Below are 24,143 nucleotides of genomic sequence, written 5' to 3'. Positions count from 1 at the left end.
AATCAATCCTATCTAGCTAATTTGAACGGAGAATGAACATTAGATGACATTTGATTTAGCCTAAGCCAACGTAAGCAAAGAAAATAAAAAAACATGTTAGATTATTTAACAAAATAGATGCAGAACGAAAAGAATCATAATATAGTAAGTATATGATCCTAAGCCCCACTTGGGAGGAAGCCTGATAACTATTGTTATCAGGCTTTTTTTGATCGTTGTGGTTACCGTCTGAAAAATTTAGTCATTTTAGAAATGAAATGATGGAAATATGACAATTTTGATAGTGGGGAAGTTCTCTTATGAGAATGAAGAAAAAATTAATTATATGCCTACATGAATCCAAACGCGAAGATGAGCTTAACCGAGGTAAAACAACGTGTTCTAAATAGAAGGAATGAACGAATGATTTTTATTACAAAGTAGAATATATAACGCTCGTTTAATATGTTATATCGAATTTTCTTAAATTAAATGCTATGTAATTGTTGATCCACAGCGGATAATACTTCTCCAATCTTCCTCTCATTAATGACTAAGTCAGCATAATGATCGAGATCGGTTGATTCTTCATTAATGATTATTAACTTTGCTCCTGCTTCTTTTGCGATTAAAGGAAATTGATTGGCTGGAGCTACAGAAAGAGAGGAACCTAAAACAATAAAAAGATCGCAGGATGAAGAGAGATGTGACGCATCTTCGAAAGCTTTATTTGGTAACTGCTCACCGAATAGTACGATAGAGGGTCTTATCTTACCACCACAGTGACATTTGATTTGTTGCTTTATAAAATCGTCTCTATCCTTTGTCTCCCCACAGCTTTGACAGTGAAATCTTTTTAAAGTACCGTGCAGTTCTGCTACATGTGTAGAACCTGCTTCTTGATGTAGACCATCAACATTTTGCGTAATAATACCTTCAATTAACCCTTGTTTTTCCCATTGTGCAAGAATGCTATGCCCTTTATGAGGCTTTACAAGCTGTACACTGTTCACTCTTTCTTGATAAAATTGCATAAAATCACTGAGCTGATTGTTCAATGCGTCAATACTAGCTAATTGCTTTGGGTCGAATTGCTTCCATAATCCTGTAGATGAGCGGAAATCTGGTAAACCACTTTCTGTAGACATACCAGCCCCGGTAAAAACAACTGTTGCATGTGCATTTTTCAGCCACTTTGTTAACATATCCAATTTCATCTCCGCCTTTCATTACTTTTTATTATTATAGACAATCAAGTATCGAAGGAAAAGAAATTCAGACTATGGCTAGTTTTTAGATGATGATATTTGATATTAACTATAGCGTTTGTTTAAAAATTTGATGATATAATGGCCATACACACCACAGATCAATCAATGTGAAAGCTTCATAAGAGTTAATAGATTGGGGGATTTGTAAAATGATAAAAACAATTGATATTACTGACTTTGAGTCAGCTCAAGAGGTGTTCTCCATTCAAATCGCAGCATATAAAATAGAAGCTTCGATTATTGGTTCATATGATTTACCCCCATTAAAAGAGACAATAGAAACGCTGCAAAATTGTGGGGAAACTTTTTTTGGTTATTACAGCGAAGAACGGTTATATGGGGTTATATCAATCGAAATTGATAGGCATGTGATAGAGGTTTGTCGTTTAGTGGTCTACCCAATCTTTTTTAAAAAGGGCGTTGCACAAGCACTATTAAACTTTATTGAGGATGCAAACAAGTCAAAAAAACTGAAGGTTTCGACAGCAACTAAAAATACACCAGCAGTCAATTTTTATAAAAAAAATCGTTTTCAATTGGTGGACGAGAAGATAGTAAGTGAGCATATTACTTTGGCTTTTTTTGAAAAAAGCGAGAAAAAGCTTGATAGATAAAACGAGTTTGAAATTGAAAACTAATAAAGTCGCCCACCGAGCAGACTTTGTCACTAGGTGGGCTACAAGGCGAAGCAAACTGGTTTTAGCGGGAAAGAAATTTTTATTCGTTAATATCTTATGATATCAGGACAAGTATGTGCATCATACGAATAAAAAAAATAAGAAAAATCGGTATGTAAAACAATAAGAAAGGGATTGAACAATGTTCAATCCCTATTTCAAAAGGGGGGGGAATTTGTTTATGTCCTAGCTGTATTATTAATATACACATAAAATATGAATAACCTATGAACGCAAGATGAAAAAAGCGTTAACTTTTTGGAGGGGGAAGAGAATGACGACGATTTGTTTGATTAGACATGGAGAAACCGATTGGAATGCTGCGAGAAGAATTCAAGGTAGAACGGATATTATGCTAAACGAAAAAGGAAAGCAACAAGCGAAGCAATGTGGAAACTATTTTTCTGGAACGGATGCAGATGTAATGATTGTAAGTCCCTTGAAAAGAGCCCGACAAACAGCAGAAATTATAAATGAGAAGCTGCAATTACCCATTGTTATCATGGATGAATTTATTGAAAGATGTTTTGGAGAAGCAGAGGGAATGACTTATGAAGAAAGAAAAGAGCAGTTTCCATCACATAATATCCCGGGGTATGAAAGTGATAAAATATTAATGGAAAGAATAAAAATCGGTTTATCAACCATTCATTATCAATATCCTTATAAAAAAGTCCTTCTTGTTGCACATGGTGCGGTGATTGGCACACTACTAAATCATTATTCAAAAGGTGAAATTCACCAAAAAAGAGACAGGTTATTAAATGGTTGCATTAATACAATTACTTTAAATAAAAAAGACTGGCTCATAAAAGAATATAATATAACCCATCATCTATATGATTGAAATGACTTTGAAAAGGATATAAACCTTAAATAAAAATAGTTGTTCATTTTTCGAAAGAAATCTTGCTTAGTCTCGCTATAATTATAGTAGCGATTAACCGAAATAAAGGAGGGGGCAACTATGGTTATAGGCGAGGAAAAGGCAAGGGAGTTTTATCAAGCTTTAGTTGACAGAAATCCAAAATATGATGGTATTTTCTTTGTAGGCATAAAAACAACCGGTATCTTTTGTCACGCGACCTGTTCGGCAAGAAAGCCTAAGTATGAGAATTGTGAATTCTTCTTAACTGCAGAGGAAGCATTATTAGCAGGATATCGCCCTTGCAAGCGGTGCACACCATTATTCTATCCAAATAGTATTCCTAAAGAAATTGAGAAATTAGTTGTAGCCGTTGAGGCAAGCCCGGAAAAAAGATGGAAGGAAGCAGATTTTCGAGAAATTGGTATCCATTCGGCAACTGCCAGAAGAAAGTTTAAAGAAATTTATGGTATGACATTTGTGCAGTACGCCCGCTCAAGAAGAATGGGTATCGCCTTTAAAGAAATATTAAATGGAAAAAAAGTCATAGATCAACAAGTATCACTCGGGTATGATTCATCGAGTGCGTTTAATGATGCATTCTCAAAGATTATCGGTAGATCACCTAAGAGAGCTTCTTTATCGATATTATATGCAAATATTTTATCAACACCTCTAGGGCGGATGATCAGTATTAGTGATGAAAAGTATTTATATTTATTGGAATTTGTTGATAGACGTGGACTTGAAAAAGAGATAGAAAACTTAAGAAACAAGCAAAATGCGCGAATTCTACCAGGGTATACAACGATTAATAGAAACCTAGAAGAGCAGCTCAAGCTTTATTATGCTAAACAACTTCGACAATTTACAATCCCTCTTTTCCTTCAAGGAACTCCTTTTCAACTGGAAGTATGGTCTCTTTTGCAAAAGATTCCTTATGGACAAACTGTATCTTATCAGGATATTGGTCAGCTATTAGGAAGTAGCAATTACGTGAGGGCTGTCGGAAATGCGAACGGAGCCAATCAAATAGCCATTATAATACCGTGTCATCGCGTGATTAAAGCAGACGGTAAATTAGGTGGGTATGGCGGAGGAATAGAAAGGAAGGAGCATCTTTTACGTCTAGAGACCGAGAGTGAAATAAAATGAGTAACTGATTGGATATTTTTCTATTCACAAAAGAAATTTACGTAAATTTTTAAAAAATTCTCGGATTTCCCTCAAATTTGATTCATTTTAGTGTATTATCGGAATTGATAAGGAATTTTTCCTTAATGATTTGATAGAGGGAGAGATCATTATGACCGTTTCTTTTAAAGGCGAAGCAAAAGAAATAGCTACTGAATTAACACTGTTTAGACGTGAGCTTCATGAGTATCCAGAGCTAAGTGGCGAAGAAGTACAAACATCTTCGAAAATACAACAGAAATTAAACGATTATCAAATACCATATCAAACTGGTTTTGCTAAAACTGGAATTCTAGCAATTATTAAAGGGGCAAAACAGGGACCGACAGTATGTTTAAGAGCGGATATTGATGCCCTACCGATTGAAGAACAAAGTGGTGTCTCTTATTCTTCGAAAGTAAAAGGTGTGATGCATGCTTGTGGTCACGATAGCCATGCAGCAATGTTATTAGGAGCTGGAATTATTTTAAATAAACATAAAGGTAACATATCCGGCACAATCTTGCTCTTATTTCAACCAGCGGAAGAAAAGTCTCCAATAGGTGGAGCGAAAATCATGATGGAAGATGGTGTATTTGATGAATATAAACCGTCTGTTATTATTGGTCAGCATGTGTGGCCAGACCTTCCGCCAGGTCAAATAGGAGTTAGACCGGGACCAATGATGGGTAACTCTGATCGATTTTCTTTGAAAATCACTGGTTCAGGCGGGCATGCAAGTATGCCCCATACGACAATAGATGCAATTATTATAGCGAATCAAGTAATTACAATGTTGCAAACGATCGTAAGCCGAAACATTGATCCGCTAGAATCGGCGGTAGTCACAGTTGGTAAGGTGTCTGGCGGTGTTGCCCATAACGTCATTGCTGAAGAAGTAATTATTGAAGGTACAGTAAGGACTTTAACAGATAAGGTAAAGACACAAGTGAAGAATCGTTTTCATCAAATCGTAACAGACACTGTTAAGGCGCTAGGTGGACGTGTCGAAATCACATACCTTGATGGTTATCCTTCCACAGTAAACACTCCGGAATGGGCTGAAAGAGTAAAGGAAACAGCGGCAAAATTTGTAGGTAAGGAAAATGTCCCAGAAGTCGCACCCTCAATGGCAGGAGAGGATTTTGGCCGCTTTTTAAAAGAATATCCAGGTGTATATTATTGGCTAGGTTGTTCAATAGGAAATAATCAAAAGCCGCTTCACAACCCTTCTTTTCAACTTGATGAAAACATTTTGCCGATCGGTATGGAATTAATGGCTCAAGTTGCCATTGATACAATTGAACAATTACAAAGTAAGGGTTTATAGGAGGAATTTTTTTCAATGGAAGCATTCATAAAAGACATCACCCCGTATTTAACTAAAATGAGAAGAATGTTTCATGCATATCCAGAGGTAGCGTGGACAGAGTATGTGACAACTACAAAAATTGCTGAAGAGATAGAAAAGCTTGATTTTGAAGTAGAGATGGGACAAGCGATTCTCCATCCACATACAAGAATGGGGTTGCCAACAGAAGATCAGATAGAAAAAGAAGAACAAAGAGCGATGGAAGCGGGCATAAATAAAGCGTATTTATATTTAATGAAAGGTGCTTTTACCGGACTTAAAGCTTATTTCGACACTGGTCGAAAAGGAAAACATATTGTTCTACGATTTGATATTGATGCCCTGCCGATTAATGAAGCAGAGGATGAAGCACATTTTCCTTTTGTGCATGGGTTTCATAGTAACAGAGCGGGCTATATGCATGCGTGCGGTCATGATGGGCATACCGCCATTGGTTTAGGTGTGGCGCATTTTATTCATGAAAATCGCCATCAATTAAACGGCCGTTTCACCTTGTTATTTCAACCTGGAGAAGAAGGCGGACGAGGGGCAAAGCCGATGGTGGATAAAGGCTTGTTAGATGATGCCGATGTCTTTTTAAGCGGACATATAGGGATCCACTCGTTAAACATTGGTGACATCGTTGCAACAACAGATCAGTTCTTAGCGAGTACCAAGATAAACGTTGAATACTTTGGCAAATCAGCACATGCTGGATTAGAGCCAAATGAAGGCAGGAATGCTCTATTAGCCGCTGCAGCCTCTTCATTACATTTAAATGGTATTACGAGACACGCAAGTGGTGCGACGCGCATCAATATAGGAACACTAGAGGCTGGAAGTGGCCGAAATATTATTGCTGATTATGCGAAAATGCAATTAGAAACCCGAGGTGCTTCAACTGAACTTAATGAAGAGTACATGGTCCTCGAAGCCATGAGAATTATTCAAGCCAGTGCAGCACTATATGATGTCACAACAAATGTTGAAATCGTTGGGCAAGCGCCAAGTGCAGAGTGTCAAGAAGAATGGGTGGATTTTATTAATGTGGCAGTGAAAGCCAGTACAAATATTAAAAATGTGATTCCAAAATTACCTCTAGGGGCTTCTGAAGACGCTGCCTTTATGTTAGAGAAGGTGAGGAATAATGGGGGAGCGGCGAACTATATGTTATTTGGAACACCGCTAGCTGCTGGACATCATCATCCATGTTTTGATTATGATGAAGAGGTACTGCCTATCGCCGTTGAATCAATTTGTCGCGTGATTTTAGGATGGCAATAAGTTAAAAAAGAACGAACCTTAACCAGTCATGTTAAAATAAGGCTATATTGTTTAATTTGTTGGAGGCAGGTGCGTTGAATGAAAATTCGAGTGGGGGTTATTGGACCAAAAGATTCAGTTAAAATGATTATAGATACAGGGACGGACTACGGCGAACTTCACTTTATTCCCTTTGTGTATGAATCGACTGAAGAAACTGAGCAAATTATTATTAGAAATAGAGAATGGGTTGACCAGTGGCTTTTTTCAGGACAGGCGCCATATTTTTATGCATTATCCAAGAAAGTGATTACAAAAAAAGAAGCGAGTTATATTCCTTTAAGTGGTGCGAGCCTGCTTGCTGTCTTAGTAAAGGTTTTTTTAGATAGCGATCAAGTGCAAAAGCGTTTTAGCTTGGACACTATTCAAGAAGAAGAAATGGATAGAGGACTCGATCCGTTAGTGAGGAATCGAGTCCTTTTCCAGATGAATTCTTACGATGGATATATGCCAGCTGAAGAAATTATTGCTTTTCATAAAGAATTATATGAAAGTAACAAAGTCGATGTGGCTATTACTTGTTTGAATAAGGTGTATAAAGAATTAACGAAGATGAATATCCCAACTTATCGCATTGAGCAATCTGAACTAACGGTCAGACGGTCTTTAGAAACGATTAAAGAAAAGGGGCAAGCATCATGGTACCGGAAATCACAGCTTGTCATTATTGGTGTCGAACGCATCGTTACTTCTTCTGAAAGTGAAGAAAGAAGGCGATCCTTCCGGTTAAAGCATCAAGAACTAGAACTAAAAAAAGTCTTGCTTGACGTTGGTGAACAAATGAATGGTTCGATAGTCCAGATGGATGATGGCGTTCACTATATTTTTACTACGCGAGGAGAACTTGAGCTATTTATGCGAGACCAATCGATGTTGACGATCAGTGAAGAGATTTTTGTTCATAGTCGGTTACGTGTTCGCATAGGTGTAGGCTTTGGATTAACGGTATTAGAGGCTGAGGAAAATGTGAGCATGGCTTTCTCTCATGCTCGTGAATTTAAGGGTCCTATCGTTATCTCTGTTAATGAAGAAAAAGAATTAACGATTATTAATAATGAAAAAGAAGAAATAAGTTTTCATTCAAGGATTTACGGAAATGATTGGGAAAAAATATTTAAAGATGCAGGTATAAGTAGTAAGGTTGTTGCAAAAATTGAGTCTTTATCATTACACTACCAAAAAAATAAGATTACTTCTCAAGATTTATCTCATTGGCTAAAAAGCACTGATCGCAACGCAAGAAGAATCTTGATGGAGATGGAAAAGATAGGTTTAGCTGAAATTATTGGAGAAGAGACAGGTCATAGAGGGAGACCACGAAAAATTTATCAATTAAACTTTAAACAGTTAGCCAAACTATAAGAAATTAAAACCGTATGATTTGAACCTAAACCCTGGAGATATCACTTATTTACAGTTGTTTAGGTTTTTATTATCGTTTATTTTAAATAACATCTAACAAAAGCCGAACATTGAGAATAATTATCAACCATAAAATTCCTATATATTCTTTTATTTGTAAATAAAAATGATATTTATTAGAAAATTACTAAAAAAGACAAAAAAGATTAAAAAAAGACTATTCACAATATAGATGTGATGATATAATAACGGAAATGTTAAGGATAAATTCCGATAAATTCTGACATAAGGAGAGTGAAATGATTTGCAAGCAAATGTAAACAACGAACCAGAAAAGAAGGGCTTGATGTCCAAGTTTTTGTCAGGCATTGAAACGATAGGGAACAAGCTACCAGATCCATTTTTTATTTTCGTTTATCTCGCAGCGTTTGTAATGATATTAACGTTCATAGTTAATCAATTTGATGTTACTGTTGAGCACCCAGGAACCGGGGAAGAGTTGGCAATAAAAAGTTTAATTTCTGGTGAAGGATTGCAGTTTATATTAACTGAGATGCTGTCTAACTTTACTGGCTTCGCCCCACTAGGTCTTGTGTTAGCTATGATGCTTGGTGTAGGCTTAGCTGATAAGGTTGGTTTACTAGAAACAGCCATTAAAAAGTCGATCTTAAGTACACCAAAGTCATTAGTCACTTATGCTGTTTTCTTTATTGGTATTATGGGGAATATTGCTTCAGATGCGGCGTTTGTACTTGTACCACCTTTAGCTGCGATGGTTTTCTACACTGTTGGTAGGCATCCATTAGCTGGTTTAGCAGCCGGCTTTGCTGGAGTAGGTGCAGGTTTTTCAGCTAATGTCTTAATCGCTGGAACAGATGCATTATTGGCGGGAATTACTACTGAGGCTGCTAAAGCAATCGATCCTTCATTTGTTGTATCACCTGTTGATAATTGGTATTTTATGTCGATTTCTACTGTTCTCTTAACTTTAGTCGGTGGATTCTTAACTGAAAAGGTAATTGAACCAAGATTAGGAAAATATGATGGGGATTTGAAAAAGAATTTTGAACCGGTTTCAGCTATCGAGTCAAAAGGGTTAAGAAATGCCGTTATAGCGGGTCTAGCATATATTGCTATTTTACTTACAATTATCTTCTGGCCAGACTCCCCTCTTAGAAACGAAGAAGGTCGTATGATTCCTTCCCCATTTTTAAGTGGAATTATCCCAATTGTTTTATTATTCTTTATAACGATGGGAACAGCATACGGAGTAACAGTAAAGAAAATCACAAAAAGTGCTGATATTCCAAAGTATATGGCAGATTCGATGAAAGATATGGCAGGCTATATCGTCCTTATATTTGCTGCGTCACAATTTATTGCTTATTTTAACTGGTCCAATTTAGGTACTTGGATTGCAGTCAATGGTGCGGAATTCTTATCTTCCATCAATTTAACTGGTATTCCTGTTATTATTGGATTTATTATTTTCGTCTCTATTCTGAATTTATTAATCTTTAGTGGGTCTGCTCAATGGGCATTATTAGCCCCAATTTTTATTCCATTGTTTATGTTACTTGATTATAACCCTGCTTTTATTCAAGCAGCGTATAGAATTGCCGATTCAACTACAAATATTATTACACCACTAAATCCGTATATCCTTGTAGTTCTTGCTTTTATGAGAGAATACGATAAAAAAGCAGGTTTAGGCACGCTTATTTCCTTAATGATTCCATATTCAATGGTTTTCTTAGTTATTTGGGTAGTCATGCTATTCATTTTTGGATTATTCGGTATTCCGATTGGACCCGGTATCGAAATGTATTTGTAATAACGAGGTATTGTTGCCCGAACATTTATGTTCGGGCTTCTTTATTGCGAAAAATGATAAAATAGATAGAGGTATTTTTTTGAGAGTGAGGAATATTAATCGTTAAACTTAAGAGCTAGAAGTAGGGGAGAGATAGGCATTGGTTAGTTTCAGAGATATACACCATGATGGTAATCTAATAGCAGAGAAAGCCAACTTTGATCACTATGGCACAAAACAGTTCTATTTTAAATATGATGCAAACTTTATTCAATTTAAAATAAATCCTAGTTTGCAAGATTTTCAACTGGCACAGAGGTATTTAGAAGACTATCAGAAAGAGCATAAACAAGAACATTTGAAGTTTTATTTACCAGCAGACGAAATGATTAAAGAGGATGTTTTATTATACCTTTATCAACAATTTTATACGATCGGGTGTCAGGAGTTATATGAAATTAAACCTCTTCAATTTATCTATAAAGATAGAAAGAACGAAATCGTGGTTGAGGAAGTGACAAATGATAATTTACGAGAATATCTACTATTGCAGAGAAACTTTGATCAAGATTATGGTGAGGAATATGTGAATCTTAATAGAAGCATGCATTCCTATCATTATAATGCAAAAGATACGTTACAGTTACTCGCATATGATCATGGTATGCCAGCAGGTTCATTACAAGTATTTTTTAATAAGTGTACAGCTGAAATTGATAATGTAGGTGTGTTACCAGCTCACCGATTAAAGGGGATTGCTGCAAGTTTGCAAGATGAAGTAATGAAGCGATTTAGCAATCATAGGGTTATACTTGTAGCCGACAGCAATGACACGCCAAAGGATATGTATCGCAAACAAGGGTATAAAAAAGTGAGTTTTCGCTATGAAGTAATGAAGTTATTATAAGTAGTAGTTTTTTTAGCTTAAAACACGTATTGTGATAAAAACTCAACAAACGGATATTAATAAATCTGCAGGCGGTGAGAGTAGCCATCTGCAGATCATTTATAAAGATGTAAATTTTGATCATGGTAGAAGCGAGAGAACAGCAAAAAAATGCATAATCGAACCAGCGAGAACAAAAACATGCCACAATGCGTGATGGTACTTAAATCCTCTCCATACATAAAATATTGAACCAGCAGTGTATAGTACGCCACCGATAATGAGGAAAATCATTCCTTGTGTGGGTAAGTGTGTAACCAAGGGCTCCCAGGCAAATATAATTAGCCAGCCCATCAAAACATATAGTAATGTCGAGAAGACTAAAAACTTTTTAACAAAAAAACATTTGAAAACCGTACCAGCAATCGCTAGCCCCCAAACAAGACCAAATAAAGTCCATCCTAAGGGTCCTTTAACTGTTATAAATAGAAACGGTGTGAACGTTCCAGCAATAAAAAAGTAAATGGAAGAATGATCGAGAATCTCAAATACATCCTTTGCTTTTCCAGCAGGTAAACTATGTAGCAAAGTTGATGAGAAATATAAAATAACCATCGTTGTACCAAAAAGAACAAAGCTGACAATATGCCAAGCTGTTCCATATAAGGATGAGAAAACAGTTAAAATGACCAGAGCCGCAATACTTAATAGCGCACCAATTCCGTGTACGATCGCGTTGGCGATTTCTTCTCCCTTTGAAAAAATATGTGTTTCCAAGTAGTATTCACCCATTCTTTATCCAAAATCATAATTCTAGTATAAACATATTTTAAGCTGATAAAAAGTCGAAAGCTTTCATTATAAAGAAAAACTTCACCGAACGAAAAGGGGGAAGGGTCTGGTCTAACGGCAGAGAGTTTAAATGCTTGGAGAATATTTGGTGTTATCCATCCTTGAGTCAATGCCAATTTATGCCGCGGTATTACGTCAGTTGAAGCATTCATCCAACTTATTTCATAATGGTTACTGAAAGAGAAGCTCGACATTGCTTATTTACTAAACTTGCAGTTTCCATTTAGGTTGACATTTATTGATAAGATGATAACATAACTTTGAAAGCATAATTGAATAAATCCACTAGGGGTGCCTTTAAAAGGCTGAGATTAAAGTGTAATAACTTTAAGACTCTTAGAACCTGATCTGGTTGATACCAGCGTAGGGAAGTGGCGTATATAAATTTAGTTAACATTATAACTATAACTAAATGAATAATGTATACAGTAACCACTTTCTTATAGGAAGTGGTTTTTCGCTTTTCTGGATTTTTTATGCTCGATAAAAAAAAGAGAAGAGGTAGAAATGATGACAACAAAAGAAACGTTTACACAATCGTTAAGGAAAGAAGTCCATGATATATGGGAAGCGAATTTTGAACACCCTTTCGTTAAAGGAATTGCTAAGGGAGATTTACCAATTGAGTGTTTCCGCTTTTATGTGTTACAAGATTCTTACTATTTATCACATTTTGCTCGTGTGCAAGCAATCGCTGCTTCTAAAGCAGAGAATTTATATATGACCTCAAGAATGGCCTCGCATGCGCAAGGTACCTATGAAGCTGAACTAGGGTTACATAACAAATTTATGGAGGTATTAAAAGTTTCTGAAGAAGAGTTAAACCAGTTTAGACCCGCTCCTACTGCCTATGCATATACATCCCATTTATATCGTGTAGCAGAGACAGGCACAGTTGGCGAGGTCATCGCTAGTTTGCTTCCGTGTTATTGGATTTATTATGATATTGGGCAGAGCTTTAAAGGGGCAAAACCAAAAGAAGAAATCTATCGTACCTGGATTGATACATACGGTGGAGAATGGTTTGTTAAACTTGTACTGGAACAAATTCATCATCTTGATCGGCTTGCTGAAATTGCATCTGAAACAGAAAAAGAAAAAATGAAAATGGCATTTACCATTAGCTGTCAATATGAATTAGCTTTTTGGGAAATGGCTTATACCCAAGAAAAGTGGCTAAGTGATAAAACATATGCATAAAACTTCATAAATGAAAGCGGGAATAGTGTTAACAGAATAAGGTTAGTTCATACTAACTCAATTCTGTTAACATCATACCCTTTATAATCGTTGTAGTATCAGGGTTGTTTATGGAATAAAGACAATTTGCCGTATCGGATTTTCCTAAAAAGAAGTTCGGACTTCAAAAACTACTCATCTAGTCAATAGAAATGACTTCTACTTCTCCACCCTCATAGACATATAAACTTCCTATATATATATAATGACAATAAGCGTATAATGAGAGACGAATGTTAAATTGAGGAAGGCGTTTTAAAAATGAATAAACAACAAAGTAAGTACAGATGGGTTGTATTTGGTGTTTTACTTTTAGCCTATTTATTTATGGTTAGTCAAAGAACAGCACCTGGTTTAATTACTGATCAATTAATGGAAGAATTTCATTTAACTGCAGCAACGATTGGGCTGATAACGAGTATTCAATTTTTTGCTTATGCTGGATTGCAAATTCCCATCGGATTATTCTCTGATAGATTTGGTCCCAATGTATTTCTAGTCGCTGGAACACTGCTAAACGGGCTAGGTACCATCCTGTATAGTTCGGTAGATAATAGTTATATGCTCATCTTTGCTAGGTTATTATGTGGAATTGGCGATGCTACTATATGGGTCAATTTAGTTCTTGTATTGAGCATTTGGTTCAAGCAGCAGGAGTTTTCGATGCTAGTGGGATTTGCCGGAATGACCGGAAGTTTAGGATTCTTATTAGCAACAGTTCCTTTTAGTTCGACCATTTCTCTATTAGGGTGGCGACTTCCATTTTTAATTGTTGGCATTGTAATATTCACCCTTGGTATGGGGCTTTATGTTGTTTTAATAAAATATCCTAAGAAGAAATTTCAAATGGAAGAAGAAAAAAATCAAAAAGAAACAAATGAACCGTTATTAGTCATCATAAGAAGATTACTTGTCAATCGCCAAGCTTGGGCGACATTCCTTTGTCACTTTGGTGTGGTGGGCACATATATCGGCTTTATTGGCTCTTGGGCAGTTCCCTATGGTATGGACATTTACGGTTTATCACGATCAAGTGCAAGTGAAGTAATTATGTACGGCTTATTTGGTGCCATTATCGGAGCACCATTAACAACCTATCTATCTACTTTTTTTGACAGAGTCAAAGCACCGTATGTCATTGTGCAGATGCTGTCGGTTTCTGCTTGGATCACTTTAGTATTGATGGGTGGAGAGCCACCATATTTATTATTCATTCTTTTATTCGTAATCATAGGTTATGCAAATGGTGCAAGTGCTCTAACCTTTACAGTTGTTAGACAGTCCTTTCATATAAAGGAAGTGGGGCTTATTTCCGGTTTCGCTAATACGGGAGGCTTTCTTAGCGCAGTGTTGCTGCCAGCAATTTTTGGAAAAGTATTGGACCATTTTGCTAATTTTGACGTTACAACCGCTTATCAATATGGACTTTATATTCCTTTAAGCTTTGCGATTATTGGGTTAATTGGAGTATTCATGTTATATGAGCCAACAGTGTATCGTCAAAAACTTCAAATGAGTCAAATGAAAAAATCGGTTGGTTAACAATCGATTTTTTTATTTAGCTAATAAAAAATGAAGAACAATCATCACTTAAAAGGCAGTCGAGTGGATACCTGATTTGTTCACCATCTATCGTCTTTAGAGAAATGTTACTGAAAGTGTAAAATTGATCTTTTTTTATCAAATATTTCTTCATAACAATTGAAAAAATTGGATATTTGTTGTAAGATAGTTTATATTATTAATCTAATTTTAATAGATAACATATTTGTGAAATATAATAGTTACATATAGTAATAATTAAGAACATTCATACTTTGATGATTGGTTGTGTTGACGATGGCGGGAGAACAGAGAAGAAAAAAACGAAATAAAAAAATGGTTTTTCGGATTAATTTAATGTTTTTTGCAGTATTTATACTCTTTTCGATTCTAATCTTCCGCTTAGGTATTGTTCAAATTGTTTACGGAGAGAATTATAAAAAAGAGATTGAACGGGAAGTGGAGGTGCCAGTAGCAAGCACGGCACCTAGGGGGCAGATCTATGATAGTAAAGGTAGACTGGTTGTAGGGAATAAACCCCAATTAGCCATAAGTTATACTCGCTCCCAATCTACAACACAAGAAGAAATGATTCAGACATCAGAGCTTTTAGCGAAGATGATTAAAAAAGACACGGAAGAAGACTTGAAGGCGATTACTGAAAGAGATAAACAAGACTTTTGGATAATAAAGTATCCGAATGAAGCAGCAGAAAAAGTATCGGATAAAGAAAAAGATAAATTGCTAGCAAGTGATATGTCATCAAAAGAAGTAGATGACGAAATATATAAACGAACGCGGGAACGAATAACAGAAGAAGAACTGAATGCTTTTAAGAAGGATGAACTAGAAGTTTTAGCGATATTTCGAGAAATGGCAAGTAGTCGAATGTTGACACCTCATTTTATAAAGAACAAAAATGTCAATGAAGATGAATTTGCTCTTGTTAGTGAGAATCTTCATCTATTACCTGGCATTGATACAACGGTAGACTGGGAACGTTATAATGCTTTGAAAGACGAAGACGGCGAAGTGACATTAAGTTCTGTACTTGGAAATGTTTCAAGTTCAAAAGAGGGCTTACCTAGTGAAATGCTCGAATATTATCAATCTAAAGGTTATAGTCGTAATGATCGTGTCGGCAAGAGTTATTTAGAATTGCAATACGAGTCTGTTTTACAAGGGCAAAAGAAAATCATGAAAAATTACACAGATAAAACAGGTGAAGTAACAAAGCAAGATGTGGTAAGAGAAGGACAAGCAGGAAAAGACCTTGTCTTAACAACTGACATCGAATTCCAACAAGAGGTAGAAAAAATTATTGAAAAGCATGTTCGAAGTCTGAGGGGAAGTAATTACTTTTTAGATCGTGGCTTCGTTTCAGCGATGAACCCACAAACAGGTGAGGTTCTCGCAATGGCTGGCAAACAATTTGTCAAAGATGAAAAAACAGGTGAAACAGAAGTCATGGATTACGCCTTAGGTAATATGACAAGTCAATATTCAATGGGTTCCACTATAAAAGGCGCAACAGTGTTAGCAGGTTACCAAGAAGGGGTAATCTCACCTTGGAGTGTTTTGGTGGATAGACCTTTGTATTTTGACGGAACACAACCTAAACGATCTTGGAATACGGCAGGATTTGGTGCCATTAATGATCTAACGGCCCTTAGGAAATCGTCAAATGTTTATATGTTTTTAATAGCGATGAGAATTGGTGGGCAACAAGAATACATTCCGCGAGGTAAACTTCGTATTGATAAAGATGAAGGTATTAGAAAGTTACGATATAATTTTCACCAGTTCGGTCTTGGGGTGAAAACGGGTATCGACTTACCAGGTGAAGTAACAGGACAATCACCCATTCCTCCTAATGGAGGGAATACGCTTGATTTTGCCATTGGACAATTCGATACTTATAGTCCGCTACAATTGGCACAATATGTATCAACGATAGCAAATGGTGGTTACCGTATGCAACCACAGATTGTGAAGGAAATTCGTGAACCGAATCTCGAGAATAATCAACTTGGTGCGGTTTATCAATCCATTGAGCCAAATGTTTTGAATAAAATTACGATGAAGGATGCATGGATTGAACATGTACAGGATGGGTTTATCCAAGTAGTCAACCATCCGCAGGGAACAGCAAATAGTGGGATTACAAATAAAAAGTACAAGATTGCAGGTAAAACAGGAACAGCCCAAGCTTACTACGGGGGGCCGCTTAAGGTGCAATCAAATCCGGATACTTGGAATTTAACCTTTGTCGGTTACGCGCCGTATGATAACCCTGAAATTGCCATTTCAGTCGTCATTCCATGGTTGTCTTCAGATAAATCCAAGATTAACCTTCATATTGCTGATGAGGTATTTGATGCTTATTTTAAAATGAAGACTAAACAAAAAGACGAAGAAAATGAAGAACTTTAAATAAAAAAGAATAGAGCTTTTGATGTACACCCCGAAAGTCTAACACTCGGGGTGTTTTTTATGGTGAATGATGATGGCGCTATTAAGCAAAAAATTGTTATTCTCTCTTGCTAGGGAAGGTGATTACGCTTCCTTAGCAAAGGTAGTTGGAATCCGTAGTAAAACGATTGTAAGATAATGGGTGTGTGCTTTAAAAAGAGAGGGTGGTTCCCTTAGAAGGACTAACAAAACAAGTCATTCTATTCAATTTAAGGTAAATGTCCTACACTAGAAATTTAAACAGGAGAATCTTTTGACACAGTTGGTTTTTAAAATTTGGCATTCGAAATGAAAAAAATAAAGAAAATGAGTGTAAATGCATTCAACTCTTTTAATTTTCCAAAAAACCGGTTCTCTTTTCCTGATTTTTCTTTTTTCTACTTCCGTATAATTACAATAAATATTTAGAAATATTAATAAGAATATTTCTTGAAAAAACTGATTGTATTTTTTTACAAAAATGCTATGATATTAATAGTTTTCTATTCTTTTAAATACATTTTTTAACATCTGTAATACGGAAAACATAATTGAATAATGAAGGTGAATGAATCAATGAAAATTGTTTCTTTTAATGCATTTCGCACGATTGGTATGCCCAATGTGCACTATATAAAGCCAGAACATATGTTTAAGGAAATAGATGCAATAAAGCAAGCAGACATCGTGTTATTTCCTGAAACGTGGCAAGTACCGTCACTTGTGTATGGGTTGAAGAAAAAGATTTTTCCTAGCATAGAAACAATGCAGTTAGGTTTTAGTAAAATTGAAATGACAAGGGCCCTTTGGTCGGTGAGTCCTGAGCATGCTCCCTATACTGAAATCCTTGCTAATACAAGGAGCAATATTGAGTATGTGTTAGATACTTTTCCCTTTCCTTTTGTAGCAAAAGAATCACGAAACTCTATGGGAAAAGGTGTTTTCCTTATCCAATCGAGAGAAGACTTTCTAACGTATTGTGAGAAAGTGGACGCTTTATATATCCAAGAATATTTACCGAATGATGGCAAAGATTTACGTATATGTGTGGTTGGGAATGAAGTACTGGGCGCCTACTGGAGAGTGGGACTAGAAGGAGAGTTTCTTCATAATATTGCACAAGGTGGAGAACTATGTGCCGATTTTATTCCACAAGAAGCAATCGACCTTGTTTTAGATATCGCCGGTCAATTAGGTATTAATCATGCAGGGTTTGATGTCATGGTAAGCGAAGGGAAATACTATATTATCGAATTTAATGTGTTATTTGGGAATCAAGGGTTAAATAAACTAGGAAAATCAGTGGAACAAACGATTTATCAATATTTATTATCACAATTTCTACCACCATTTCCAACATCGCCAACACCAGGAAATAAAGTTGTTTCTTAATGGTAAAAGCCTAATTTCTTTCAGTGGAAACTAGGCTTTTACTTATTTATACATTGCGTATTTTTCTTTTTGTACCATATTAATTAAGAGGTCGAGTTCCTCGCTTATTTGAATAGTGAACGGGTCTGATAGTCCAAAAATATCCCCGATAATTAAAAGCATTTCTCTTGTATCTTTTATCTGACTCTCTATGTCTATAGAAGTTACCTGCATCTGTCATTACCTCGAATTCAAAATATCATAACTAATTATATTATCACATATTTTTACATATTATACAATCAATAGTTATCTCTTTAAGTTATAACAGAGCTGCAGTTTTTATAGCCTGAATCAAAATGCTATAAATCTAGTAAAAGGATAAATTGTGTCATGCCCAGTATTTTGCTTTCGTTTTAGCAACGAGATGAAAAAGAAGAAAAAGAGAGAAATTAAAAAAATCATTGAAGAGCATCAGATAGTTATGGAGAGCGATAAATAGATGATTCATAAATGGCACAAACAAAAACGATTTTTTAGGAGTTTTTGTTTGTGCTTATTCACTGGGTACAACGAATGATTATAAATCTTGTAAAGCTTTTTCGAATATCTCCAAGGTTCTATTAATTTCTAAATCAGTGTGTGCTGTAGATAGACTGAAACGATTCATTGGTTTTGTATATAAACCATTAATTAATAATAATAGATCTAATCTTTTTCGTAAGGCAAAATTCGCTTCCTGTAAGTCGCGATAATTCCATATTTCTTTATCAGTAAATACGATGTTAAAAATGGACCCGAGTCCAATGGTTTGCATCGTTAATCCTTTTCTCTCAAAAAGACTTGTTAGTTCTTGTTTTAAACAATGCGTTCTAGCTATTACAGTAGAGATTTCATTTTGTAATACGTCAATGGTTGCCATACCTGCTGCAAGGATTGAAGGGTGACCATTATATGTCCCGCTATGGAAAAGAACATCTTTGGCACTGGAGTTCTTACCTGTACTATGGTCAAAAACATCCGAGAAGGCAGAAGGAGCACAACACAGCATTATCTCTTCTTTGCCTCCAACCATACCAACAGGAAAACCCCCTCCAACTACTTTACCTAAGGTTGTTAAATCAGGTGAAATATGATAAATGGATTGTGCACCACCAAGCCCCAATCTAAAGCCGGTTTTTACTTCATCAAAGATTAAAACAATACCTAAGTCTTCCGTTATTTTTCTCAATCCAGTCATAAATTCTTGTGTAGCAGGGATAAAGCCACTTTGAGCAGGTTCTAAAATCACTGCTGCTACCTCATCTTTATGTTTTGTCAAAATTTCTGCTGTTGCTTCTAAATTATTAAAAGGTAAAACAATCGTATGTGTTTCGTGATAGGGATCAACACCTTTAGATTCAATTAAAGCATTTGGTTCCGAAGCTGGACCTGCTTGATCTACTTTTGGATTGACACTAATAAGCATTTGATCATATCCGCCGTGGTAATGACCTTCAAACTTAGCAATCTTATATTTACCAGTGTAAGCATAGGCTAATCTTATTGATAATAAAGTGGCTTCAGTACCTGAGTTTGTATATCTAAGTTTTTCCATCGAAGGATAAAGTGCTTGTAATTTTTTTGCCATTTCTAGTTCAAGTTGATGAGGCGTCCCGAATAAATGTGTACCATTCACTTGCATTTGGTCAGCTAATGCTTTTTGCACTTTTGGGTGACCATGACCGAGCATTAAAGAGCCATAAGATAATAAGTAATCGATGTATTCATTGCCATCAATATCGAATAAGTAAGCGCCACTACCTCTTTGCATAACAATCGGGTATGGATCAAAGTATTTAATATTTGCTGTCACACCGCCTGGCATATAGCTTTGGGCATCTAAAGAGAATTGATATGATTTACTCGTTTTTGCTTTTAATTGTTCGTGTACATCATCTAATGAACTTGTTTTCACTGTATTTTCCACCTCTATAATGAAATGTATATTTCAAATTTATTAATATAAGAAATATATAGAACATCATACGCTGAAAAAACCTATTTGTGAAGTATTAATTTCATTTTTAATTAAAATGAAATAAATAATTCATTGTTGGTTATACAAATTATCAATTTTTAAGCTTTTCACGTATAATAAAAAGGATGAGAAAGAAATCTGTTAATTTTGAAGAAAAGGTATGACTTACAAAATGGAGAATATCGAAAAGTTAATCGCGGATCAATATCCAATAATGAGTAAATCTCAAAAGAAAATTGCTACATACATGCTTGATCATAAAAATGAAATTCCATTCTTAACTGTCGCTAAACTAGCCAAATCTACGAAAGTTAGTGAAGCTACTGTTGTTAGATTTGCCGTTTTTCTTGGATTTACTGGTTACTCTGATCTACAGCAATACATGCAAAGCTCTATACAAAAACAACTCACTACAACAGAGAGATTGAGAATGTCATCAGATGTGTATGAACACGAAAGAGAAGGGGTTGTCTCTCTGTTCCAGGATGATATGGCTAACATCCAATTGACGATGGAAAAGTTAGATGAACAACAATTTATGAGAGCAGCACAATATATATTAGAGGGAAGAAGAATATACATCAGTGCCAATCGCAGTGCTCGGTCATTAGGTGTATTTCTGCAATATTATTTAAATATTATCCTTGGACATAGTGAATTAATAGGTGCTGCTGACACTGTATCAGAACAGTTATTTAAGTTGGATGAGCATGATGTAGTGATTGGTATCAGCTTTGCTCGTTATTCAATGAATACAATTGAACAAGTGCAATATGCAAAAGAACATGGAGCAAAAGTGATTGCTATTACTGATCATCTAACGTCACCATTAGTGCCATATGCAGACGTAGTATTAACTGCTTCTAGCAAGCTTCCGACGTTTATCGACTCCTTTACCGCACCACTTAGCTTAATTAATGCTTTAATTGTTTATTTAGGGAAAGAGCGGACAGATGTTGTAGAAGAAAGGTTAGAGAAGTTAGAAGACTTATGGGAGCGGTTTGATATATTTTATAGAAAGAAATAGGAGGAGTAGTCAATGGATTTAAAAATAAAAGGTAAAGTAGCTTTAGTATTAGCTTCCAGTCAAGGTTTAGGAAAGGCGATTGCCCTTGAATTAGCCAAGGAAGGCGCCAAAGTAATGATTTCTAGTAGAGATGAAAGTAAACTACAAGTCGTACAACAAGAGCTAAAATCAAGTGGTTTCATGGAAGTGGAGTACCAAGTGTGTGATATTACAAAACAGGAAGATATTGAAGAACTTGTTCAAAAGACAAAAGCTACATATGGAACCGTTGATATCCTTATCAATAATGCTGGAGGACCCCCTGGTGGCGGATTTGAGGATTTATCGGATGAAGACTGGTATCGTTCGTTCGAATTAAATTTACTTAGCTACGTACGAACAATCCGAGGTGTATTGCCTGAAATGAAGAAACATGGTGGGAAAATCATTAATATTGCTTCCACATCTATTAAACAACCAATCCCAGGTTTATTATTATCTAATACATTTCGCTTAGGAATTGTCGGTTTGACTAAAACGCTTGCTGATGAATTGGCTCCGCATCAAATATTAATTAATACGGTTGCACCAGGTAGAATAGCAACAGATCGTATTGACTATCTTGATCAATTAACGGCCAATAGAAAGGGGATGACGAAAGAAGAAGTGCAAAAAGCATCAGTACAATCGATCCCGTTAGGTCGTTATGGTACGCCGGAAGAATTTGCTCAATTTGTCACTTTCCTATGTTCAGATATTAATACTTACGTAACGGGTTCTTCCATTTTAATAGATGGCGGAATGGTGCGTTCTTTATAAATATTAACTATTGACTGGGAAAAAAGAGGATATTAAAATAGTATTAGCACTCTACAAGATAGAGTGCTAATTTAGTATTTGAAAATTTCATGATAAAGGAGAGACTGTGAAGATGGCAGAAAAAATGCAATTCCAAGCTGAATCGAAACGATTGCTTGATATGATGGTACATTCTATTTATTCACAAAAAGAAGTGTTTTTACGTGAATTAATTTCTAATGCAAGTGATGCAATTGATAAAATCTATTATAAGGCGTTGACTGACGACCAACTTGTTTTCGAACAAGACGATTATTACATAAAGGTGATTCCTAATAAGGAAACACGCACATTAACCATTATTGATACTGGTATCGGAATGACAAAAGAAGAACTAGAAAATAATCTAGGTGTCATTGCTAAAAGTGGATCCCTTGCTTTTAAATCAGAGAATGAAGCAAAAGATGGTCATGATATTATTGGGCAGTTCGGTGTCGGATTTTATGCAGCATTTATGGTAGCAGACGAGGTAAAAGTATTGTCCAAAGCTTTGCATAGTGACCAAGCTTATCTTTGGGAATCTCAAGGGGCCGATGGATATACTATTGTGGAAACAACGAAAGATCAAGTAGGTACAACCATCACACTTAAATTAAAAGAAAATGAAGAAGAAGAGAACTTTGATGATTTTCTTGATGAATATCAATTAAAATCAATTATTAAGAAATATTCTGATTTCATTCGTTATCCAATCAAAATGGATGTCACAACGAGTAAACCGAAAGAAGATAATGACAAAGAATTTGAAGAGATCATAGAAGAACAAACCATTAATAGCATGGTTCCAATTTGGCGTAAAAACAAAAATGAATTAACGGATGAAGATTATCAAAACTTCTATCAAGAGAAACGGTATGGGTTTGATCAGCCATTAAAGCATGTGCATGTAAGTGTCGATGGATCCATTCGATATAATGCCATTCTTTTTATCCCAGAAAATCGTCCTTTTGATTATTACTCTCAAGAGTATCAAAAAGGGTTAGAGTTATATTCAAATGGCGTGTTAATTATGGAGAAATGCCCAGACTTATTACCTGATCATTTCAGCTTTGTTAAAGGGATGGTTGATTCTGAAGATTTATCCTTAAATATTTCAAGAGAAATTCTCCAGCATGATCGTCAATTAAAATTGATTGCCAAAAATATTAATAAGAAAATTAAAAGCGAGTTAAAAACATTATTGAAAAATGAACGTGAACAATATGAGAAGTTCTATGAATCATTCGGTCGCCAAATCAAGTTTGGTGTGTACAATGAGTTTGGTACACATAAGGATTTATTAAAAGATTTACTATTGTTCCATTCGTCTAAAGAGAAAAAGCTAGTAACATTAGATGAATATATAAGCAGAATGCCAGAAGAGCAAAAATACATTTATTATGCTACAGGTGATTCAATTGATCGTATTGACAAGCTACCACAAACAGAAATCGTAGCCGATAAAGGATATGAAATTCTTTATTTTACAGAGGATATTGATGAATTTGCGATTAAAATGCTTGTTAACTATGAAGAAAAAGAGTTTAAGTCAGTATCTAGTGGAGATTTAGGAATTGATGCGGAAGACAAAGAAGAAGACAATGAAGATGAAGTAAAAGAAAATAAAGAAATATTAACGAAAATGTCTGAAATACTTACTGGTAAAGTAAAAGAGGTCCGTGCATCCAAACGACTAAAATCTCATCCTGTTTGTTTATCAGCTGATGGTGAAGTAACCATTGAAATGGAAAAAGTATTAAGTATGATGCCAGATAATCAAAATGTCAAAGCTGATAAAGTACTTGAACTGAATATCCACCATTCTGTTTTCAATAGTATCCAAGCTGCATTTAATAATAATGATGATGAAAAATTAGCTTTATACACTAATTTACTTTATAACCAAGCATTACTGATTGAAGGCTTATCTGTGGAAGACCCGGTAGCGTTCACAAATGATATTTGTAAGGTAATGCAATAATCTACTTTGAAATAGTTTTTTCAACATGAGGCCCGATCGATTGTTCGGGTCTATTTTAATTTACGCTGTTTTCGTAAAGATTGACAACTCTGTTTGAGAATAACATCATCGTGGTTAAGGAAGCATTTCGATTTGTAAGAAGAG

Annotated in this window: 19 protein-coding genes and 1 riboswitch; of the genes, 15 read left to right on the top strand and 4 right to left on the bottom strand. The window is 35.5% G+C overall.

Going from position 1 to position 24,143, the window contains the following annotated elements; translation table 11 throughout:
* Positions 1-467: 467 nt before the first annotated feature.
* On the bottom strand, positions 468-1,184 hold the full coding sequence (locus LG276_RS13420; protein WP_224938504.1) for an NAD-dependent protein deacylase: 717 nt from the start codon (positions 1,182-1,184) through the stop codon (positions 468-470).
* Between the two features lie 215 nt (positions 1,185-1,399).
* Between LG276_RS13420 and LG276_RS13415 the strand changes: the two genes are divergently transcribed.
* The 8 genes from LG276_RS13415 (at position 1,400) to LG276_RS13380 (ending at position 10,721) form a co-directional block, all read left to right on the top strand.
* A complete protein-coding gene (locus LG276_RS13415) occupies positions 1,400-1,864 on the top strand; it encodes an N-acetyltransferase (RefSeq protein ID WP_251161760.1) in 465 nt (154 codons plus the stop codon).
* Positions 1,865-2,201: 337 nt separating this feature from the next.
* Positions 2,202-2,774 (top strand): histidine phosphatase family protein, encoded by a 573-nt coding sequence (locus LG276_RS13410; RefSeq protein ID WP_251161759.1) that lies wholly within the window; start codon positions 2,202-2,204, stop codon positions 2,772-2,774.
* A 120-nt stretch (positions 2,775-2,894) separates the two neighbouring features.
* Positions 2,895-3,947, top strand: coding sequence for a bifunctional transcriptional activator/DNA repair enzyme AdaA (locus LG276_RS13405; RefSeq protein WP_224938404.1), 1,053 nt, complete (start codon positions 2,895-2,897; stop codon positions 3,945-3,947).
* Positions 3,948-4,098: 151 nt separating this feature from the next.
* The gene (locus LG276_RS13400; RefSeq protein ID WP_095373041.1) at positions 4,099-5,295 is read left to right on the top strand and encodes a M20 family metallopeptidase; all 1,197 of its coding nucleotides are present in this window, start codon (positions 4,099-4,101) and stop codon (positions 5,293-5,295) included.
* A 15-nt stretch (positions 5,296-5,310) separates the two neighbouring features.
* Entirely contained in the window at positions 5,311-6,600 is a 1,290-nt protein-coding gene (locus LG276_RS13395) for an amidohydrolase (protein WP_251161758.1), read from the top strand.
* Positions 6,601-6,678: 78 nt separating this feature from the next.
* Complete coding sequence (locus LG276_RS13390) at positions 6,679-8,001, top strand: hypothetical protein (RefSeq protein WP_251161757.1); 1,323 nt, start codon at positions 6,679-6,681, stop codon at positions 7,999-8,001.
* A 346-nt stretch (positions 8,002-8,347) separates the two neighbouring features.
* A complete protein-coding gene (locus LG276_RS13385; protein WP_251162016.1) occupies positions 8,348-9,835 on the top strand; it encodes an AbgT family transporter in 1,488 nt (495 codons plus the stop codon).
* A gap of 139 nt (positions 9,836-9,974) precedes the next feature.
* A complete protein-coding gene (locus LG276_RS13380) occupies positions 9,975-10,721 on the top strand; it encodes a GNAT family N-acetyltransferase (protein ID WP_251161756.1) in 747 nt (248 codons plus the stop codon).
* A 120-nt stretch (positions 10,722-10,841) separates the two neighbouring features.
* Here LG276_RS13380 and LG276_RS13375 read toward each other — a convergent pair whose 3' ends face one another.
* Positions 10,842-11,477, bottom strand: a complete 636-nt coding sequence (locus LG276_RS13375; protein WP_251161755.1) for a PAQR family membrane homeostasis protein TrhA — start codon at positions 11,475-11,477, stop codon at positions 10,842-10,844.
* A gap of 352 nt (positions 11,478-11,829) precedes the next feature.
* Positions 11,830-11,939: riboswitch (TPP riboswitch) on the top strand.
* A 123-nt stretch (positions 11,940-12,062) separates the two neighbouring features.
* On the opposite strand from LG276_RS13375, the gene tenA reads away from it, so the two are divergent.
* The 4 genes from tenA to LG276_RS13355 all read left to right on the top strand — a co-directional run bounded on the left by tenA (position 12,063) and on the right by LG276_RS13355 (position 18,176).
* Positions 12,063-12,752: a thiaminase II gene (gene tenA / locus LG276_RS13370; RefSeq protein WP_095373668.1), complete on the top strand. Its 690-nt coding sequence runs from the start codon at positions 12,063-12,065 to the stop codon at positions 12,750-12,752.
* Positions 12,753-13,052: 300 nt separating this feature from the next.
* Positions 13,053-14,333, top strand: coding sequence for a nitrate/nitrite transporter (locus tag LG276_RS13365; RefSeq protein WP_251161754.1), 1,281 nt, complete (start codon positions 13,053-13,055; stop codon positions 14,331-14,333).
* Between the two features lie 297 nt (positions 14,334-14,630).
* Positions 14,631-16,766 (top strand): penicillin-binding protein 2, encoded by a 2,136-nt coding sequence (locus tag LG276_RS13360; RefSeq protein ID WP_251161753.1) that lies wholly within the window; start codon positions 14,631-14,633, stop codon positions 16,764-16,766.
* 594 nt (positions 16,767-17,360) lie between these two features.
* A complete protein-coding gene (locus LG276_RS13355; RefSeq protein ID WP_224938395.1) occupies positions 17,361-18,176 on the top strand; it encodes a RimK family alpha-L-glutamate ligase in 816 nt (271 codons plus the stop codon).
* A gap of 42 nt (positions 18,177-18,218) precedes the next feature.
* On the opposite strand, the gene LG276_RS13350 is transcribed toward LG276_RS13355, so the two are convergent.
* Positions 18,219-18,389, bottom strand: coding sequence for an aspartyl-phosphate phosphatase Spo0E family protein (locus LG276_RS13350; RefSeq protein ID WP_224938394.1), 171 nt, complete (start codon positions 18,387-18,389; stop codon positions 18,219-18,221).
* Between the two features lie 346 nt (positions 18,390-18,735).
* Positions 18,736-20,112, bottom strand: a complete 1,377-nt coding sequence (locus LG276_RS13345) for an aspartate aminotransferase family protein (RefSeq protein WP_251161752.1) — start codon at positions 20,110-20,112, stop codon at positions 18,736-18,738.
* Positions 20,113-20,335: 223 nt separating this feature from the next.
* Here LG276_RS13345 and LG276_RS13340 point away from each other — a divergent pair, with 223 nt between their 5' ends.
* From LG276_RS13340 to htpG, 3 genes are all read left to right on the top strand, one after another.
* Positions 20,336-21,202: a MurR/RpiR family transcriptional regulator gene (locus LG276_RS13340; RefSeq protein WP_251161751.1), complete on the top strand. Its 867-nt coding sequence runs from the start codon at positions 20,336-20,338 to the stop codon at positions 21,200-21,202.
* Positions 21,203-21,214: 12 nt separating this feature from the next.
* Entirely contained in the window at positions 21,215-22,000 is a 786-nt protein-coding gene (locus LG276_RS13335; protein WP_251161750.1) for an SDR family oxidoreductase, read from the top strand.
* A gap of 112 nt (positions 22,001-22,112) precedes the next feature.
* On the top strand, positions 22,113-23,999 hold the full coding sequence (gene htpG, locus LG276_RS13330) for a molecular chaperone HtpG (protein ID WP_224938390.1): 1,887 nt from the start codon (positions 22,113-22,115) through the stop codon (positions 23,997-23,999).
* Positions 24,000-24,143: the final 144 nt, after the last annotated feature.

It is taken from the genome of Cytobacillus kochii, from assembly GCF_044790165.1.
In the GTDB taxonomy this organism is placed as follows: domain Bacteria; phylum Bacillota; class Bacilli; order Bacillales; family Cytobacillaceae; genus Cytobacillus; species Cytobacillus kochii.
This window is presented reverse-complemented; position numbering and strand designations above follow the sequence as displayed.